At 50.1% G+C, this 537-nt stretch carries 1 protein-coding gene and 1 pseudogene; one reads left to right on the top strand and one right to left on the bottom strand.

Annotated features, from left to right (window positions below; translation table 11 throughout):
- Positions 1–3: 3 nt before the first annotated feature.
- Positions 4–156, bottom strand: a complete 153-nt coding sequence (gene hokE, locus HEN33_RS25395; protein WP_176263254.1) for a type I toxin-antitoxin system toxin HokE — start codon at positions 154–156, stop codon at positions 4–6.
- Between hokE and HEN33_RS26990 the strand changes: the two are divergent.
- Positions 125–387 (top strand): annotated as a pseudogene (locus HEN33_RS26990) (hypothetical protein); the annotation flags it as partial. The gene hokE and the pseudogene HEN33_RS26990 sit on opposite strands and share 32 nt — an antisense overlap.
- Positions 388–537 lie beyond the last annotated feature (150 nt).

Genomic DNA, 537 nt, shown 5'->3' with positions numbered 1-537 from the left:
CGGCTACTTCTTCGGTTCGTAAGCGAGAACAGCCTTAAACTCAATATTACGTTCCTTCACCGTAAACTCACACAGCGAGTCTCCGACCAGAAGCGTAAATCCCAGCGCCGTCAAACACAGCACTATGACTGCCACAAGGGCATATTTCGTCAGCATGTTTATATTGCCTCCATGCGAAGAAGGGACTACCATCCAAATTGTTCGGGTTTGGAGTGGCAGCCCCAGGGTTGATAGAAATATCTCCTGGGGCTTCATCTTTCCAGACCTCAGAGTAAACCTGAAACCGGAAAGCTTCAGGCACCCGCCGTTATCTTACCCTTCCTTAGCAAAATGGCTGTTTATTTATACAGTGAGTCCTGTTTCGGACTTCTGTTGGCAAAACTGATCATTGCCCTTAAAACGACATCGCCCGCAGCCATCACTGACCGCGGGCGAAAGTGTAAAGCAGGTGCCTTACCATCCTGACCTGACAACCGGATATGCGGGGATTACTCCCCGCACAACGGCTACTTCTTCGGTTCGTAAGCGAGAACAGCC

The organism is Escherichia sp. 94.0001 (genome assembly GCF_013369155.2).
Lineage (GTDB): Bacteria > Pseudomonadota > Gammaproteobacteria > Enterobacterales > Enterobacteriaceae > Escherichia > Escherichia coli_F.
Note: the sequence above shows the minus strand (reverse complement) of the source record. Positions and strands in the feature narration are given on the sequence as shown.